The 14,347-nt window shown below is 73.2% G+C and carries 11 protein-coding genes; 3 read left to right on the top strand and 8 right to left on the bottom strand.

What is annotated here, in order from left to right; genetic code table 11:
- Nucleotides 1-152: 152 nt before the first annotated feature.
- On the bottom strand, nt 153-413 hold the full coding sequence (locus DRV84_RS07345) for a hypothetical protein (RefSeq protein ID WP_115979238.1): 261 nt from the start codon (nt 411-413) through the stop codon (nt 153-155).
- Nucleotides 414-538: 125 nt separating this feature from the next.
- Here DRV84_RS07345 and purL point away from each other — a divergent pair, with 125 nt between their 5' ends.
- Nucleotides 539-2,698 carry a phosphoribosylformylglycinamidine synthase subunit PurL gene (gene purL / locus DRV84_RS07340; RefSeq protein ID WP_115979237.1) on the top strand — a complete coding sequence of 720 codons (2,160 nt, stop codon included), beginning with the start codon at nt 539-541 and terminating at the stop codon, nt 2,696-2,698.
- Between the two features lie 224 nt (nt 2,699-2,922).
- Here the strand turns inward: purL and DRV84_RS07335 are convergent, their stop codons facing one another.
- Complete coding sequence (locus tag DRV84_RS07335) at nt 2,923-3,801, bottom strand: NAD(P)-dependent oxidoreductase (RefSeq protein ID WP_115979236.1); 879 nt, start codon at nt 3,799-3,801, stop codon at nt 2,923-2,925.
- 98 nt (nt 3,802-3,899) lie between these two features.
- Here DRV84_RS07335 and DRV84_RS07330 point away from each other — a divergent pair, with 98 nt between their 5' ends.
- The gene (locus DRV84_RS07330) at nt 3,900-6,371 is read left to right on the top strand and encodes a penicillin acylase family protein (RefSeq protein ID WP_115979235.1); all 2,472 of its coding nucleotides are present in this window, start codon (nt 3,900-3,902) and stop codon (nt 6,369-6,371) included.
- Here the strand turns inward: DRV84_RS07330 and DRV84_RS07325 are convergent.
- Nucleotides 6,366-7,295, bottom strand: a complete 930-nt coding sequence (locus tag DRV84_RS07325; RefSeq protein WP_115979234.1) for a DMT family transporter — start codon at nt 7,293-7,295, stop codon at nt 6,366-6,368. The two genes, DRV84_RS07330 and DRV84_RS07325, sit on opposite strands and share 6 nt — an antisense overlap.
- Nucleotides 7,296-7,374: 79 nt before the next feature.
- Between DRV84_RS07325 and DRV84_RS07320 the strand changes: the two genes are divergently transcribed.
- Nucleotides 7,375-8,337, top strand: coding sequence for a LysR family transcriptional regulator (locus tag DRV84_RS07320; RefSeq protein WP_158547767.1), 963 nt, complete (start codon nt 7,375-7,377; stop codon nt 8,335-8,337).
- A 188-nt stretch (nt 8,338-8,525) separates the two neighbouring features.
- Here DRV84_RS07320 and hflX read toward each other — a convergent pair whose 3' ends face one another.
- The 5 genes from hflX to DRV84_RS07295 form a co-directional block, all read right to left on the bottom strand.
- Nucleotides 8,526-9,809, bottom strand: coding sequence for a GTPase HflX (gene hflX / locus DRV84_RS07315; RefSeq protein WP_115979232.1), 1,284 nt, complete (start codon nt 9,807-9,809; stop codon nt 8,526-8,528).
- A complete protein-coding gene (hfq, locus tag DRV84_RS07310; protein WP_115979231.1) occupies nt 9,802-10,041 on the bottom strand; it encodes an RNA chaperone Hfq in 240 nt (79 codons plus the stop codon). Before hfq ends, hflX begins: the two co-directional genes overlap by 8 nt.
- A gap of 171 nt (nt 10,042-10,212) precedes the next feature.
- Nucleotides 10,213-11,724: a potassium transporter TrkG gene (locus DRV84_RS07305; protein WP_115979230.1), complete on the bottom strand. Its 1,512-nt coding sequence runs from the start codon at nt 11,722-11,724 to the stop codon at nt 10,213-10,215.
- 9 nt (nt 11,725-11,733) lie between these two features.
- On the bottom strand, nt 11,734-13,110 hold the full coding sequence (gene trkA / locus DRV84_RS07300) for a Trk system potassium transporter TrkA (protein WP_115979229.1): 1,377 nt from the start codon (nt 13,108-13,110) through the stop codon (nt 11,734-11,736).
- 788 nt (nt 13,111-13,898) lie between these two features.
- Entirely contained in the window at nt 13,899-14,339 is a 441-nt protein-coding gene (locus DRV84_RS07295; protein WP_239995014.1) for a PaaI family thioesterase, read from the bottom strand.
- Nucleotides 14,340-14,347: the final 8 nt, after the last annotated feature.

Below are 14,347 nucleotides of genomic sequence, written 5' to 3'. Positions count from 1 at the left end.
GCGCAACGCCGCCCGGATCACGCGACCGTCGGAAAAATCTCGATTTTTCAATGGCATACAAGCGCATACTGCGGGAATGACAGCGAAAAGCGACGCAAGGTCAACCGATTGCACGCCGCGCTGCGGCACGCCGCCGCAGCGCCCGAAACGGATCACGAAACGGTGAGCACCACCGCCGCCCAGAAGAGCGCGAGCCCGAGGAGCCCGAACTGCGCGGCGAAGAGGCTGAGCAGGAACAGGAAGCCGAGCACGCCGCCCACCACCATCCGCTGCCGCGCCTCGGACAGGCGACCGACGGCGGCGTCGATCTCCTCGGCACGGCGCGTCCGCCACACCGCGGCGATCAGGGTGACCGCGACGAGCCGGCTCTGCCGGGCGATCGGGATCAGCACGGTGCGGCGCGGATCGGGCATGGCCTCCTCCCTCGGTATACAGTCGTATCACAGCGCGGGCGCGCCGCACAACGGGGCGCCCTTTCGCCCCGCCACGGCATGGCTTAAGAGGGCGGCGACCATCGCAGAGGGGATAGAACCGCCCGATGTCCGATCCCGAGATCACGCCGGAGCTCGTCGAGGCCCACGGCCTCAAGCCCGAGGAATACGCCCACATCCTGCGTCTCCTGAACCGGGAGCCCACCTTCACCGAGCTCGGCATCTTCTCGGCGATGTGGAACGAGCACTGTTCCTACAAGTCGTCAAAGGCATGGCTGCGCACGCTGCCGACCGAAGGGCGCCAAGTGATCTGCGGCCCCGGCGAGAACGCGGGCGTGGTGGACATCGGCGACGGGCAGGCGGTCGTCTTCAAGATGGAGAGCCACAACCACCCCTCCTACATCGAACCCTATCAGGGCGCGGCGACCGGCGTGGGCGGCATCCTGCGCGACGTCTTCACCATGGGCGCGCGGCCCATCGCGGCGCTGAACGCGCTCTCCTTCGGCCGCCCCGACCACCCGCGCACCCGCGCGCTTTTGCACGGCGTGGTGGCGGGCATCGGCGGCTACGGCAACGCCTTCGGCGTGCCCACCGTGGGCGGCGAGCTGCGCTTTCACCCGGCCTACGACGGCAACTGCCTCGTCAACGCCTTCGCCGCCGGGCTCGCGGAGGCCGATAAGATCTTCTATTCCGCGGCCTCCGGCGTGGGCCGCCCGGTCGTCTACCTCGGCGCCAAGACCGGCCGCGACGGCGTGGGCGGCGCGACCATGGCCAGCGCGGAGTTCGACGAGGGGATCGAGGAGAAGCGCCCCACTGTGCAGGTGGGCGACCCATTCACCGAGAAGCGGCTGATGGAGGCCTGCCTCGAGCTGATGGCGACCGGCGCGGTCGTCTCGATCCAGGACATGGGCGCGGCGGGGCTCACCTGTTCCGCCGTCGAGATGGGAGACAAGGGCGGCCTCGGCGTGCGCCTCGACCTCGACCGCGTCCCCTGCCGCGAGGCTGGGATGACGGCCTACGAGATGATGCTCTCGGAAAGCCAGGAGCGGATGCTCATGGTCCTCGACCCGGCGAAGGAGGCCCAGGCCCGCGCCGTCTTCGAGAAATGGGACCTCGACTTCGCCATCGTCGGCGAAACGATCCCCGAGGATCGCTTCCTGATCGTGCACAATGGCGAGACGATGGCCGATCTGCCGCTCCGCGCCCTCTCGGGCGAGGCGCCGGAATACGACCGTCCCTGGATCCCGGCCGAGGCGCCCGTGCCGCTCGATCCGGTCCCCGAGACCGACCCGATCGAGGGGCTGCGCGCGCTGATCGGTTCGCCCAACCACGCCTCGCGCCGCTGGGTCTGGGAGCAATACGACCACATGGTGATGGCCGACACGGTGCAGGGCCCGGGCCACGGCGCGGCGCTCGTGCGGGTGCACGGCACCGAGAAGGCGCTCGCCTTCACCGCCGACGTCACGCCCCGCTACGTGGAGGCCGACCCGGTCGAGGGCGGCAAGCAGGCGGTGGCCGAGGCCTACCGCAACATCGTCGCCACCGGCGCGCGCCCGCTCGCGGCGACCGACAACCTCAACTTCGGCAACCCGGAGAAAGAGCGCATCATGGGCCAGCTCGTCGGCGCGATCCAGGGGATCGGCGCCGCCTGCCGCGCGCTCGACATGCCGATCGTCTCGGGCAACGTCTCGCTCTACAACGAAACCGACGGCCAGCCGATCCAGCCCACGCCCACCATCGGCGCGGTGGGTCTCGTCGAGACCCTCGAGGAGGCGATCACCGGCCGCGCCCGCGAGGGCCACGTCGCCGTCCTCCTCGGCGAGGGCGCGGGGCATCTCGGCCGCTCGGCGCTCCTCTGGGAGATGTACGACCGCGCCGACGGCGCCGCGCCGCCGGTCGATCTCGAGGCCGAGCGCCGCGCGGGCGAGTTCATCCTCGAGAACCGCACGATGATCCGCGCCTGCACCGATCTGTCCGACGGCGGCCTCGCGCTCGCCGCCTTCGAACTCGCCGCCGGCGGCGGGGTCGGCGTGACGCTCGACGAGGCCGACACGGGCGCCCTCTTCGGCGAGGACCAGGGCCGCTACCTGATCGCCTGCAACTTCGATCAGGCCGAGGCGCTGATGATCGCCGCCGGCCGCGCCGGCGTGCCGATCCGGACGGTGGGCCGCTTCACCGGCGACACGGTGCGCTTCGGTGCCGCCGAGGCGCCCCTCGCCGACCTCGTCGCGCTCTGGGACGGCGCGCTCGCGGCGCGCCTCGGCTGAGCGCCGCCGGCGACGCGCGGCCCACCGCCGACAGCCCGCACGCGTGCCCGCGATGCGCGGCCGCCCTCAGCGGCGCCGCGAACGCCACCCCGCGCCCGCCACGTCGCGCCACCGGCGGCCCATCATCTTGGCCCAAATACTCTCGGGGGTGAATGCCGCGCGCCCGCGCGGCAGAGGGGGCTGAAAGCCCCCTCGCCCAAGCGGTTTCGAAACCGCTTGGGCGCTCACTCGGGCGAGAGCGCCCGGAGACGGCGGATGAGCGACGAGGTGTCCCAGCGCCCGCCGCCCATCGCCTGCACGTCCTTGTAGAACTGGTCCACCAGCGCGGTCACGGGCAGCGCCGCGCCGATCTCGTCGCCCGTGTCGAGGCAGATGCCGAGGTCCTTGCGCATCCACTCCACCGCGAAGCCGAAGTCGAACTCGTCGGCCAGCATCGTGGCCGAGCGGTTCTCCATCTGCCACGACCCCGCCGCGCCCTTCGAGATCACCTCGACGAGCGCCGCGCCGTCGAGGCCCGCGCGGTCGGCGAAGTTGAGCGCCTCCGACAGCCCCTGCACGAGGCCGGCGATGGCGATCTGGTTGCACATCTTGGCCAGTTGCCCCGCGCCCGAGGGGCCGAGGCGGCGGCAGGTCGCGGCATAGGCGGCGATCACGGGCTCCACGCGCGCGAAGGCCGCCTCGAGGCCCCCGCACATCACCGAGAGCCGGCCGTTCTCCGCGCCCGCCTGCCCGCCCGAGACGGGCGCGTCCACGAAATCGACGCCCTGCGCGGCGGCGGTCGCGCAGAGCTCGTCGGTGACCTTTTTCGAGACCGTCGTGTGATCGACGAAGATCGTGCCCGCGCCCATGCCGGCGAAGGCGCCGTCGTCGCCGAGGCAGACGGCGCGCAGGTCGTCGTCGTTGCCCACGCAGGCCATGACGACCTCCGCGCCCTCGGCCGCCCCGCGCGGCGTCGCCGCGCGCGCGCCGCCGTGCTCGGTGACCCAGCGCTCCGCCTTTTCCCCTGTGCGGTTGTAGACCGTCACGTCGTGTCCGGCCGCCGCCAGATGCCCGGCCATCGGATAGCCCATCACGCCGAGCCCGATGAACGCCACTTTCGCCATCACGCGCCCCCCTGTTCCTCTTGCCTTTCGTCGCTCGCCGCGTTTGTCTCGCGCCGTGCGCCCCTTGGCAAGGGCGCCATCCGCGAGGGGACGGCGCGATGGGCAAGGCGATCCGATGGCTCTTCCGCATCGCCGCGGCGCTCGTCGCGCTCGCGGCGGCGGCGGTGGCGGTGGTCGCCTATCTCGCCGGGCGCTCGCTGCCGGACTACGACCAGACGCAGGCCGTCGCCGGGCTCTCGGCGCCCGTCGAGATCGTGCGCGACACGGCGAACGTGCCCCACATCTTCGGCGAGGCCGACGCGGACGTGTTCTTCGGCCTCGGCTACGCCCATGCGCAGGACCGCCTCTGGCAGATGGTCGTGCTGCGCCGCACGGCGCAGGGGCGGCTTTCGGAGATCTTCGGGCGGCGCACCCTCGAGATCGACACGCTGATGCGGCGCTTCGGCCTCTACCTGGCGGCGCAGGCCTCGGTGGCGGCGCAGGACGACCGCACGCGCGCCGCGCTCGAGGCCTACGCCGAGGGCGTGAACGCGCGCCTCGCCGAGATCAACGCCGAGAGCCTCGGGCGCGGCGCGCCGGAGTTCTTCATCTTCGACGCGGCGATCGCGCCGTGGCGGCCGGCGGATTCGCTCGCGCTCGTCAAGGTGATGGCGCTGCAGCTCTCGGGCCACCTGAGCGCGGAGGTGCGCCGCGCGCGGCTCTCGCTCGCGCTCGAGGACCGGCCCGGCGCGGTCGCCGACCTCCTGCCCGAGGCGCCGGGGCCGGGCGTCGCCGCGCTGCCCGAGTATGCCGACCTGCTGCCCGAGCGTCCCGCGCCCCGGCGGGTCGCCGCGGCGCCCGACGATCCGCTCTGGCCGGTGCCGCGGCCGGAGCTCGCCGGCGCCTCCAACGCCTGGGCGGCCGCGCCCGCGCGCGCGGCGGCGGGCGGCACGCTTCTGGCGAACGACCCGCACCTCGGGCTCTCGGCGCCCGCGATCTGGTATCTGGCGCGGCTGGAGCTGTCGGCGGGCGGCGTGATCGGCGCGACGATCCCGGGCATCCCCGCGGTGCTCTCGGGGCGGAGCGACCGGCTCGGCTGGGGGCTGACCTCCTCCTATCTCGACGATCAGGACGTGTTTCTCGAGGAGGTGAACCCGGACGCGCCGGGGGAATACCGAACGCCCGACGGCTGGGCGCCCTTCGAGACGCGGCGCAGCATCGTCGAGATCGAGGGCGAGGCGCCGGTGACGGTGACGCTCCGGCGCACGGAAAACGGCCCCGTCCTGCCGCCCGGGCGCTTCGGGCTGGGGGCGGTCACGCCGCCGGGCCATGTCGCCGCCGTCTCCTGGACCGCGCTCTCGGAGGAGGACACCTCGCTCGGCGCGGCGATCGGGCTGATGTACGCCGACACCGTGGAGGAGGCGCTCGACGCCGCCGCGCTCTACGTTGCGCCCTCTCAGATGCTGACGGTCGTCGACGGGGAGCGCATCGCGATGAAGCTCATCGGCGCGATGCCGCGCCGCGACGCCGCGCACCAGACGCAGGGGCGGATGCCCGCCTTCGGCTACCGGCCCGAGAACCGCTGGCAGGGGACGCTGCCCTACGCCGCGAACCCCGGTTTCACCGATCCACCGGGCGCGATCGTCGGCAACACCAACAACAAGGTGGTGGACCGGCCCTTTCCGCTCCATGTCTCGCACCGCTGGGGCGACACGCAACGCGTCGAGCGCTGGCGCCGCCTGATGCAGGGGCGCGAGATCCACACCCGCGACAGCTTCGTGGAGGCGCAGCTCGACACGGTGAGCTACACCGCGCGGACGCTCCTGCCGCTCGTGGGGGCCGATCTCTGGTACACGGGCGAGGCCGCGCCCGCCGGAACGCCCGAGCGTCGCCGCCAGCGCGCGCTCGATCTGCTGGCCGAGTGGAACGGCGAGATGAACGAGCACCGGCCCGAGCCGCTGATCTACGCCGCGTGGATGCGCGCGCTGCAGGACCGGCTCATCCGCGACGACCTCGGCCCGCTCGCCGACGACTTCACGCACCTGCGCCCGCTCTTCATCGAGCGGGTCTTCCGCGACGTGGACGGCGCGGGCGCCTGGTGCGACATCCGCCGCTCCGCGGCCGAGGAAAGCTGCACCGACATCGCGCGCCTCGCCCTCGACGACGCGCTGGTCTGGATCGCGGAGACCCATGGCGACGACCTCGAGAGCCTGCGCTGGGGCGACGCGCATCAGGCCACGCACGACCACCAGGCGCTCGGCAAGGTGCCGCTGCTGCGCTACTTCGTCAACATCCGGCAATCGACCTCCGGCGGCGACAACACGCTGATGCGCGGGCGGACCGCCGGCGAGGGGCCCGCCCCCTTCCGCAACGTGCACGCCGCCGGTTACCGCGGCGTCTACGATTTCGCCGATCCGGACAGTTCGCTCTTCGTGATCTCCACCGGGCAGTCGGGGCATTTCCTGTCGCGCCACTACGACGACCTCGGCCAGCTCTGGCGGCGCGGCGACTACGTGCGCATGTCGCTCGACCCGGAGCTCGCGCGGGCGGGCGCGCTCGGCGTCACGCGGCTGGTGCCCGACGGCTCATAGCCCGAAGAAGCGCTTGCGCCCGACGAGGCCCGCACGCCCCGGTCGCACCGCCGGCGCGACGAGGATCGCGGCGAGCACCAGCGCCGCCGCCACCGCCTCGCGCAGGCCGACGCTCTCGCCGAAGGCCACCGCCCCGACCGCGATCATGGTGGGCAGTTCCACGCTCCCCGCCGCCGCGGCGCGACCCGGTCCGACGTGGGGCACCGCCGCCGTATAGACGAGTTGCGGCAGGAGCGCGGTGATCGCCGCCATCCCCCCGATCAGGAGCCAGGTCGCGCCGCTTTCGGGCAGGAAGCCCACGACCGGCGTCGCGGCGAGGAGCGGCGTCATCCCGATCACCGAGCCGAGCGCGGCGCAGAACAGCCGCTCCGGCACCGTGAGGCCGTGCACGAAGTTGGTCAGGATCACGATGGCGAAGCCGAAGGTCGCGGGGGCCGCGAGCGCCTTGGCGAGCGCGCCCCATCCCGCGCCGCCGAGCCCGCCGCCCTCGGCGAGCGCCGCGGCGCCGGCGAGGATCATCGCGCCTGCCAGCCAGCCGCGCCAGCCGCTGCGCACGCCCGCGAGGACCCAGCCCACGAGCAGCGCGAAGAGCGGGTAGCTCATGTAGATCACGCCGGCCGAGGCCACCGGGAGCGTGCGCAGCGCGTCGAGGTAGCCGAGCCAGCCGAGGCTCAGCGCCACGCCCGTCGCCGTCATCACCACCGCCGGGCGGCGCTTCTCCGGCGCGCGCGGCAGGAACGGCGCCAGCACCACCACCGAGAAGGCGAAGCGGTAGAAGCCGATCGCCGGGTCCGCCACGCCCGCCTCCTGCAACGCGCGGGCGAAGAGCGGCACGAGCCCGAAGCAGACGGAGGCCGCCACCACGGCGAGGGTGGCCACGCGCGGCGCGGCGAAGGGGGAGCGGGGGACGAGCGTGTCGGTCATGCCCCTCCCCTAGGCCCGGACGCGCCCGCAGAGAAGTTCGCAATTCTCAGTCGTCACATGAAATGATTTAATGACGCGCATGCTGCCCCGGCTGAACCTCCATCACCTCGCCGTGCTCGACGCCCTCGCCGAGACCGGCACGCTCACCGCCTCGGCCGCGCGGCTCGGGGTGACGCAGTCCGCCGTCAGCCACCGCCTGCGCGAGGCCGAGCGCCGCCTCGGCGCGCGCCTCACCCGGCGCGCGGCGGGCGGGCGGCTGCGCCTGACGCCCGAGGGCGAGCGGCTGCGCGATTTCGCGGCGCGCAGCCTCGGCGAACTCGCCCGGATCGAGCGCGAGATCGAGGCGCAGCAGGCGGGCGACCGCCGCCTCGTCCGCCTCGGGCAGGCGACCTACAGCCGCTGGCACTGGCTGCCCGATTTCCTCTCCCATCTCGAGGCGCGCGCGCCCGATCTGGAGGTGGACCTCTCGGGCGAGGCGACGGCCCGCCCGATCACCACGCTGGCCGAGGGCGCGGTGGACGTCGTCACCGTCTACGGCCGGCCGGCCGCCCTGCCCCGCCTGCGCTGGCGCCGCCTCGGGACCGATCCGCTGGTCGCGGCGATGGCGCCCGCGCATCGCCTCGCCGCCGAGCGCATCGTCGACAGCCACGCGATCGGGGACGAGCGGCTCTTCACCTATCCCATCGCGGCCGAGCCCGGCTTCGAGTGGGAGGCGCTCGTGGGCCGGCCGAACGCGCCCCTGCGCAACATCCGCCCGATGCCCACGCCCGAGGCGGTGATCGATCTGATCCGCGCGGGCTTCGGCGTGGGGCTCTTCAGCCGCTGGGCGGTCGAGCCCGAGGTCGCCGACGGCACGCTCGTCACCCGCCCGGTGGACGAAGACCCCTTCGGCCTGGACTGGTGGGTGGCCACCCGCGAGAGCGACGGCGAGGACAGCCCGGCCGGCCGCCTCGCCACCGAGCTTTTCACCTGGTCCACGCGCCGGCGCGAACCCCTGCGCACGCTCGGCTTCGAGGGCGCGGCCGGCGAGGACGCGGGCTGAACGGCGGGCCGATCGCCGGCGCAGTCCGCCGAAACGCGCCCCGCGCGGCGGATCGCGAAGCGAAGAGGCCCGGCAGGGCCGATGAGCCGACGCGCTCAAGCGTCATGCGACCGCCCGGGACGCGGGCGCGATTTCGGCCACGGGAGACGACCCCGCGCGAAGAGGCCCGTCAGGGCCGATGTGCGCGCTCAGCCCGACATCGCGCGGAACTGCGCGGCGTGCTTGGGCGACCAGCGTACGCGCAGGTGATAGCCCGCCTCGTCCTGCGTCTCGTCGAGGACCACGCCCTTCTCGAAGAGCCACGCGCGGCGCCGCCCGTCGTCGAAGCCGAGGTCCAGCCGTTCCTCGCGCCGCTCGCCCTCGAGCGCGCCGGCCATGGCCTGCGTCAGATCGGCCATGCCCTCGCCCTCCCAGGCCGAGAGCGCGAGCACGTCGTCGCGCCGCGCCGCGGTGGCGCGCGCCGCGGCGGCCTCCTCGGGCGCGAGCAGGTCGAGCTTGTTCCAGACCTCGAGCCGCGGCGTGGTCTCCGCGACGCCGAGGTCCTCGAGGATCGCCTCCACGTCGCGCTTCTGCGCCTCCGTCTCTGGATGGGAGATGTCGCGCACGTGCAGGATCAGCGCGGCCTCGAGCACCTCCTCGAGCGTCGCGCGGAAGGCGGCGACGAGCTCCGTCGGCAGGTGCGAGATGAACCCCACCGTGTCCGAGAGGATCACCTCCGGCCCCTCGGGCAGGCGGATCGCCCGCATCGTCGGGTCGAGCGTGGCGAAGAGCATGTCCTTCGCCATCACTTCCGCGCCGGTCAGGCGGTTGAAGAGCGTGGATTTGCCCGCGTTCGTGTAGCCCACGAGCGCGACCACCGGATAGGGCACCTTCGCGCGCGCGGCGCGGTGGAGGCTGCGCGTCCGCACGACCTTGTCGAGCTGGCGGCGCAGGCGCACGAGCTGTTCGTCGATGGCGCGGCGGTCGGCCTCGATCTGCGTTTCGCCCGGCCCGCCCACGAAGCCGAGCCCGCCGCGCTGGCGCTCGAGGTGGGTCCAGGCGCGCACGAGGCGCGTGCGCTGGTAGCTGAGCGCGGCCATCTCGACCTGCAGCACGCCCTCCCGCGTCGCGGCGCGGTCCGAGAAGATCTCGAGGATGAGCCCCGTCCGGTCGAGGAGCTTCACCTTCCACGCGCGCTCGAGGTTGCGCTGCTGCACCGGGGTCACCGGCCCGTCGATCAGGACGAGGCCGATGTCCTCGGCCCGGAGCCGCGCGCCGATCTCCTCGATCTTGCCGGAGCCGAAGAAGGTGCCGGGGTTGGCCTTGGGCAGCCGCACGCTTTCCGACCACACGACCTCGAGCCCCGGCAGCGCCCGGGCGAGGGCTACCGCCTCGGCGAGCGCGTAGCCGGGATCGCGCCGGTCGGGCGCAGTCCGGATGTCGGGGTGCAGGACCGCCGCGCGGGTCGCGGGGGTATCGCCGGTGTCAGCTATTGTCGTCGCCGTCGTAGAGGTTGATCGTCTGCGAGGGCATCACGGTCGAGATCGCGTGCTTGTAGACGAGTTGCGACTGCCCGTCGCGGCGCAGCAGCACGCAGAAGTTGTCGAACCAGGTGATGACGCCCTGCAGCTTGACGCCGTTGATCAGGAAGACCGTCACCGGCACCTTCGTCTTGCGCACGTGGTTGAGGAAGGTGTCCTGAAGGTTCTGGCGGTCCGAGGCCATCCAATGTCCCTTTTTTGCTTCTGATCCCTGCGGGACGCCGTCGGCGCTGCCGGGAGTTTTGACTGTCGTTGCGCGACGCGCGGGCGCCGCGGTGCGGCATCGTGTCCGGCCTTTGAGTATGGGTTCTGTGGCCTGCGAATTCCAGACCCGATTTGGCGGTTTTCGCGCCCCTCAGCGCCGCCAGAGCGCCGGCGAGAGGAGCGCGACGATCGCCAGAAGCTCGAAGCGGCCGAGCACCATGGTCCCCGCGAAGGCGAGGCGCGCGCCGCCTGCGAGGTCGGCGAGCGCGACGGGCGCCTCGGTCGCCCAGACGACGAGCGGCCCCGTGGTGGTCAGCCCCGCCACGGCGAGCACCATCGCCTCCTCGAAGCCGCTGCCGAAGGCGGCGAAGACGAGGCTCGCCACCATGAGGCTGAGCGCGAAGAGCATGAAGAAGACGAAGGCGATGAAGGCGCCCTGCCGGCGCAGACGGCGCGAGAAGCCCCCGGCGCGGCCCACCGAGGAGGGGTGCACCAGCTTTTCCATCTCGCGCAGCCCGTGCAGGTAGAGCGCGTAGATGCGCAGAAGCTTCACGCCGCCGGCGGTCGTCGCCACGCCGCCGCCCAGAATGGCGAGCCCCATCAGCACGAGCCCCGGCGTGCCGAGTCCCGACCAGAGCTGCGCGGCCTGCCAGTCGGCGCTGACGAAGCCGGTGGTGGTCAGGAAGGACGCGACGGTGAAGCTCGCGCCCCAGAGCGCGCGCGCCGCCTCCGCGAGGCTGTCGTCCTGCCCGACCTCGTAGGCGCCCGCCCAGTGGCGCAGGAAGAGCACGAGCGGCACGGCGACGACGATCACGAGGCCGAGGCGGAACTCCGGGTCCTGCCGGAGCCCGGTGCGCACCGTGGCCAGCGTGTCCGAGGAGAAGGTGAGCCGCGACAGGGCGAGAAACAGGAAGGCGAAGACCGCGATCTCGGGCAGGAGCCCCGCGCGCGCGCCCACGACCCCCTCGCCCTCCGAGATGCCGGAGGTGGAGATCGTCGACATCGCGTGGATCGCCGCCGCCATCGGCGCCTCGCCGAAGGCCATCAGCAGGAGCCAGAGCACCAGCGTGAGCACCGCGTAGACCGGCGCGAGCCGGCCCGCCGCGCGGGCGAGGCGCATCTGCGGCGTGGCGATCGCCGAGGCCGGTTGCCGCGCGTCGGCGCGCCCCGGTTCGCCCGAGGCGGTGACCTCGAAGCCGCCGAGCGAGAGCGGCGCGAGGATCGCCGCCGCCGCCGTCCAGATCAACAGCCCCCCGAGCCAGGCCACCTGCGCGCGCCAGAGATGCAGCGCGGGCGACAGGCGCTCGGGCTCGAAGAGCGTCGCGCCCGTCGTCGTCAGGCAGGAGACCATCTCGACGTAGGCGTTGAGAAAGCTCGTCGTGCGCACCGCCTCGTGGAAGGGCACGGCGAGCCCCGCGGGCAGCGCGAGGAACACGACGAGAAGCGCCAGGAGCTGGCGCACCGAATCGCGCTCCGGCGGCCGGCCGCCGCGCGCCACGGCGACGAGCACGACGAAGAGCGTGCCGAGAAGCCCCGCGTAGAAGAAGGCGCGCGCCGTCGCGTACTCCTCCGCCGCGAGCGCGACGGCGGCCGGCACCACCATCGAGACGCAGAACACCCCCGCGAGCAGCAGGACGAGCGGAAGCTGCCAGAGCCGGGCCATGGCGCGCGCTCAGAAATAGTCGATCGAGACCTGCAGCAGGCGCTCGACCTCGGGGACGTCCTTGGCGAGCGCGAAGATCACGATCACGTCGCCCTCCTCGATGCGCGTGCCGGCGTCCGGGCGGACGATCCTGTCGCCCTTCTGCAGCGCGCCGACGAGCGCGCCCTCGGGGAAGTCCGTGTCGCGGATGCGCTGGCCCGCGATGGGCGAGGTGGAGAGCACCTCCGCCTCGATCACCTCGGCCTCGGCGTCGCCGATGGAATAGACCTCGCGCACGCGGCCGTGCCGGATGTGGCGCAGGATCGAGCTCACGGTGGTGGCGCGCGGGTTGATGTAGGCGTCGATGCCGAGCGGGTCCATCAGCGGCTCGAGCGTCGGGTCGTTGACGAGCGCGATCGCCATCGGACAGCCCAGCGACTTCGCGCGCACCGCGGCGAGCATGTTGGTCTTATCGTCGTCGGTGACGCAGAGCACGGCGTCGGAGCGCGCGATGTTGGCCTCGGTCAGGAGCCCGACGTCGAGGCCGTCGCCGTTGAGCACGATGGTCCGCTCGAGCGCGTCGGCGGCGCGCTCAGCGGCGGCGCGGTCGCGCTCGATCACCTTGGCGCGGATGCGCTCCGAGCGCCCCTCGAGCGCGCGCGCGACCGTCAGGCCGACGTTGCCGCCGCCCACGAGGACCACCCGCTCGGTGCGCTTGGCCGACTTGCCGAAGATCTCGAGCGTGCGGCCCACGTCCTCGGCGTGGGAGACGACGTAGCAGGCGTCGCCCGGAAAGAGCTGATCGCGCGGCTCGGGCGCGAAGAGCGTGCCCTCCCGGCGCACGCCGACCACCACCGCCCGCAGGGTCGAGAACAGGTCGGACAGCTGGCGCAGCGGCGTGTTCACCACCGGGCAGGCCTCGGTGAGCCGGAGCCCCAGAAGCTGCGCGCCGCCGCCGAGGAAGCTCTCGGCGTCGAAGGTCGAGGGCGCCGAAAGCCGGCGCAGCGCGGCGTCGGCGACCTCGCGCTCGGGGCTGATGACCACGTCGATCGGCATGTGGTCGCGCCGGTAGAGGTCCGAGTAGATCGCCGTCAGGTAGCTCTGCGCCCGCAGCCGCGCGATCTTGCGCGGGACCGAGAACACCGAATGCGCCACCTGACAGGTCACCATGTTGACCTCGTCGGAATAGGTGGCGGCGATGATCATGTCCGCGTCGCGCGCCCCCGCGCGGTCAAGCACGTCCGGATAGGAGGCGTGCCCGGCGAGCCCCTGCACGTCGAGCGCGTCGGTCGCGCGGCGCACGAGATCGGCGTTGTTGTCCACGACGGTGACGTCGTTCTTCTCGCCCGAGAGATGCCGCGCGATCTGCCAGCCGACCTGGCCCGCGCCGCAGATGATGACCTTCATCGGCCGGTCTCTCCCGCCATTGCAGACAGCCCTGACTGGCACGCGCCCGCGCGCCGGTCAATCGCGCAGCCCGCGGGCGCGCGCCCCTCCCTCCGATCGCTCCTCGCGTGCGCGGCGCGGCCCGTCAGGGCCGAGGAGCGCGCCTCAGCTCGATCGCGCAGCCCGCGGGCGCGCGCCCCTCCCTCCGATCGCTCCTCGCGTGCGCGGCGCGGCCCGTCAGGGCCGAGGAGCGCGCCTCAGCTCGATCGCGCAGCCCGCGGGCGCGCGCCCCTCCCTCCGATCGCTCCTCGCGTGCGCGGCGCGGCCCGTCAGGGCCGAGGAGCGCGCCTCAGCTCGATCGCGCAGCCCGCGGGCGCGCGCCCCTCCCTCCGATCGCTCCTCGCGTGCGCGGCGCGGCCCGTCAGGGCCGAGGAGCGCGCCTCAGCTCGATCGCGCAGCCCGCGGGCGCGCGCCCCTCCCTCCGATCGCTCCTCGCGTGCGCGGCGCGGCCCGTCAGGGCCGAGGAGCGCGCCTCAGCTCGATCGCGCAGCCCGCGGGCGCGCGCCCCTCCCTCCGATCGCTCCTCGCGTGCGCGGCGCGGCCCGTCAGGGCCGAGGAGCGCGCCTCAGCTCGATCGCGCAGCCCGCGGGCGCGCGCCCCTCCCTCCGATCGCTCCTCGCGTGCGCGGCGCGGCCCGTCAGGGCCGAGGAGCGCGCCTCAGCTCGATCGCGCAGCCCGCGGGCGCGCGTCACTCCCTCCGGTCGCTCCTCGCGCGCGCGACGCGGCCCGTCAGGGCCGAGGAGCGCGCCTCAGCCCCGCGCGGGCGGGATCGAATAGGTCATGCTCGCGCGCGCCACCGGCTCGTCCATACCCTCGGAGTATAAGAGCACGTCGCCCACGGCGAGCACGCGGCCGAGCTTCAGGAGCCGGCAGCGCGCGATCATGTCGGTGCCGGCGGCGGGCTTGCGCATGAAATCCATCGAGCAGCCCGTCGTCACCGCCAGCGCCTCGGGCCCGATCATCGCCAGCACCGCGAGATAGACCGAGACGTCGGCCAGCGCGAACATCGAGGGCCCCGAGACGGTGCCGCCCGGACGCAGGTGTCGCTCGTCCACCCGGAGGCGCACGTCGATCTCGCGCGGGGCCACCCGCTCGATCGCGAAATCCGCCGCCACCTGCGGAAACTCGCGTGCCATGAAGGCCGCGAGCGCCTCCGCCCCCATCGCGAGCCCGTCGTCGCCTGTCGCCATGCTTTCCT

Origin of the sequence: Rhodosalinus sediminis (genome assembly GCF_003385555.1) — a bacterium.
Taxonomy (GTDB): Bacteria; Pseudomonadota; Alphaproteobacteria; order Rhodobacterales; family Rhodobacteraceae; genus Rhodosalinus; species Rhodosalinus sediminis.
Note: the sequence above shows the minus strand (reverse complement) of the source record. Positions and strands in the feature narration are given on the sequence as shown.

Coding starts and splice junctions, on each gene's coding strand:
- DRV84_RS07345 (WP_115979238.1), bottom strand. CDS start 413: ATGCCCGATCCGCGCCGCACCGTGCTGATCCCGATCGCCCGGCAGAGC.
- DRV84_RS07295 (WP_239995014.1), bottom strand. CDS start 14,339: ATGGCGACAGGCGACGACGGGCTCGCGATGGGGGCGGAGGCGCTCGCG.
- DRV84_RS07325 (WP_115979234.1), bottom strand. CDS start 7,295: ATGACCGACACGCTCGTCCCCCGCTCCCCCTTCGCCGCGCCGCGCGTG.
- hfq (WP_115979231.1), bottom strand. CDS start 10,041: ATGGCCTCGGACCGCCAGAACCTTCAGGACACCTTCCTCAACCACGTG.
- purL (WP_115979237.1), top strand. CDS start 539: ATGTCCGATCCCGAGATCACGCCGGAGCTCGTCGAGGCCCACGGCCTC.
- DRV84_RS07330 (WP_115979235.1), top strand. CDS start 3,900: ATGGGCAAGGCGATCCGATGGCTCTTCCGCATCGCCGCGGCGCTCGTC.
- DRV84_RS07335 (WP_115979236.1), bottom strand. CDS start 3,801: ATGGCGAAAGTGGCGTTCATCGGGCTCGGCGTGATGGGCTATCCGATG.
- DRV84_RS07305 (WP_115979230.1), bottom strand. CDS start 11,724: ATGGCCCGGCTCTGGCAGCTTCCGCTCGTCCTGCTGCTCGCGGGGGTG.
- DRV84_RS07320 (WP_158547767.1), top strand. CDS start 7,375: ATGCTGCCCCGGCTGAACCTCCATCACCTCGCCGTGCTCGACGCCCTC.
- trkA (WP_115979229.1), bottom strand. CDS start 13,110: ATGAAGGTCATCATCTGCGGCGCGGGCCAGGTCGGCTGGCAGATCGCG.